The organism is Bacillus sp. R45 (genome assembly GCF_021729365.1).
In the GTDB taxonomy this organism is placed as follows: domain Bacteria; phylum Bacillota; class Bacilli; order Bacillales; family Bacillaceae; genus Bacillus; species Bacillus velezensis.
This window is the reverse complement of sequence record NZ_CP091421.1, coordinates 167,501-170,000: the sequence shown is the minus strand read 5'-3', so window position 1 is coordinate 170,000 and position 2,500 is coordinate 167,501. Positions and strand designations below refer to the sequence as shown.

Annotated in this window: 2 rRNA genes (both cut by a window edge); both read right to left on the bottom strand. The window is 53.0% G+C overall.

Features of this window, described 5'->3' with window-relative positions:
- A 23S ribosomal RNA gene (locus L3V45_RS00995) occupies nucleotides 1-857 on the bottom strand (it extends 2,073 nt beyond the left edge of the window).
- Nucleotides 858-1,032: 175 nt separating this feature from the next.
- Nucleotides 1,033-2,500, bottom strand: a 16S ribosomal RNA gene (locus L3V45_RS00990) (it continues 82 nt past the right edge of the window).
- Together the 16S and 23S rRNA genes form the textbook arrangement of a ribosomal RNA operon.

Here is a 2,500-nt window from a genome sequence, read left to right as displayed (position 1 = left end):
CCAGCTATCTCCAGGTTCGATTGGCATTTCACCCCTACCCACACCTCATCCCCGCACTTTTCAACGTGCGTGGGTTCGGGCCTCCATTCAGTGTTACCTGAACTTCACCCTGGACATGGGTAGATCACCTGGTTTCGGGTCTACGACCACGTACTCAATTCGCCCTATTCAGACTCGCTTTCGCTGCGGCTCCGCATCTTCTGCTTAACCTTGCACGGGATCGTAACTCGCCGGTTCATTCTACAAAAGGCACGCCATCACCCGTTAACGGGCTCTGACTACTTGTAGGCACACGGTTTCAGGATCTCTTTCACTCCCCTTCCGGGGTGCTTTTCACCTTTCCCTCACGGTACTGGTTCACTATCGGTCACTAGGGAGTATTTAGCCTTGGGAGATGGTCCTCCCGGATTCCGACGGAATTTCACGTGTTCCGCCGTACTCAGGATCCACTCAGGAGAGAACGAAGTTTTGACTACAGGGCTGTTACCTCCTATGGCGGGCCTTTCCAGACCTCTTCATCTACCTCGTTCCTTTGTAACTCCGTACAGAGTGTCCTACAACCCCAAGAGGCAAGCCTCTTGGTTTGGGCTGGTCCCGTTTCGCTCGCCGCTACTCAGGGAATCGCATTTGCTTTCTCTTCCTCCGGGTACTTAGATGTTTCAGTTCCCCGGGTCTGCCTTCTCATATCCTATGTATTCAGATATGGATACCACTCCATTACGAGTGGTGGGTTTCCCCATTCGGAAATCTCCGGATCAAAGCTTGCTTACAGCTCCCCGAAGCATATCGGTGTTCGTCCCGTCCTTCATCGGCTCCTAGTGCCAAGGCATCCACCGTGCGCCCTTTCTAACTTAACCGTTAAAAAGAATCACTACGTGATATCTTGCATTACTAATTGAATGTGAATTACTTCTGTTATCTAGTTTTCAAAGAACAACATCTCGAAGAATCGAATGATCCTTCAAAACTAAACAAGACAGGGAACGTTCTGTTTATAAGACCCAAGGTCTTATATTCCGTTAAAATCCTTAGAAAGGAGGTGATCCAGCCGCACCTTCCGATACGGCTACCTTGTTACGACTTCACCCCAATCATCTGTCCCACCTTCGGCGGCTGGCTCCATAAAGGTTACCTCACCGACTTCGGGTGTTACAAACTCTCGTGGTGTGACGGGCGGTGTGTACAAGGCCCGGGAACGTATTCACCGCGGCATGCTGATCCGCGATTACTAGCGATTCCAGCTTCACGCAGTCGAGTTGCAGACTGCGATCCGAACTGAGAACAGATTTGTGGGATTGGCTTAACCTCGCGGTTTCGCTGCCCTTTGTTCTGTCCATTGTAGCACGTGTGTAGCCCAGGTCATAAGGGGCATGATGATTTGACGTCATCCCCACCTTCCTCCGGTTTGTCACCGGCAGTCACCTTAGAGTGCCCAACTGAATGCTGGCAACTAAGATCAAGGGTTGCGCTCGTTGCGGGACTTAACCCAACATCTCACGACACGAGCTGACGACAACCATGCACCACCTGTCACTCTGCCCCCGAAGGGGACGTCCTATCTCTAGGATTGTCAGAGGATGTCAAGACCTGGTAAGGTTCTTCGCGTTGCTTCGAATTAAACCACATGCTCCACCGCTTGTGCGGGCCCCCGTCAATTCCTTTGAGTTTCAGTCTTGCGACCGTACTCCCCAGGCGGAGTGCTTAATGCGTTAGCTGCAGCACTAAGGGGCGGAAACCCCCTAACACTTAGCACTCATCGTTTACGGCGTGGACTACCAGGGTATCTAATCCTGTTCGCTCCCCACGCTTTCGCTCCTCAGCGTCAGTTACAGACCAGAGAGTCGCCTTCGCCACTGGTGTTCCTCCACATCTCTACGCATTTCACCGCTACACGTGGAATTCCACTCTCCTCTTCTGCACTCAAGTTCCCCAGTTTCCAATGACCCTCCCCGGTTGAGCCGGGGGCTTTCACATCAGACTTAAGAAACCGCCTGCGAGCCCTTTACGCCCAATAATTCCGGACAACGCTTGCCACCTACGTATTACCGCGGCTGCTGGCACGTAGTTAGCCGTGGCTTTCTGGTTAGGTACCGTCAAGGTGCCGCCCTATTTGAACGGCACTTGTTCTTCCCTAACAACAGAGCTTTACGATCCGAAAACCTTCATCACTCACGCGGCGTTGCTCCGTCAGACTTTCGTCCATTGCGGAAGATTCCCTACTGCTGCCTCCCGTAGGAGTCTGGGCCGTGTCTCAGTCCCAGTGTGGCCGATCACCCTCTCAGGTCGGCTACGCATCGTCGCCTTGGTGAGCCGTTACCTCACCAACTAGCTAATGCGCCGCGGGTCCATCTGTAAGTGGTAGCCGAAGCCACCTTTTATGTCTGAACCATGCGGTTCAGACAACCATCCGGTATTAGCCCCGGTTTCCCGGAGTTATCCCAGTCTTACAGGCAGGTTACCCACGTGTTACTCACCCGTCCGCCGCTAACATCAGGGAGCA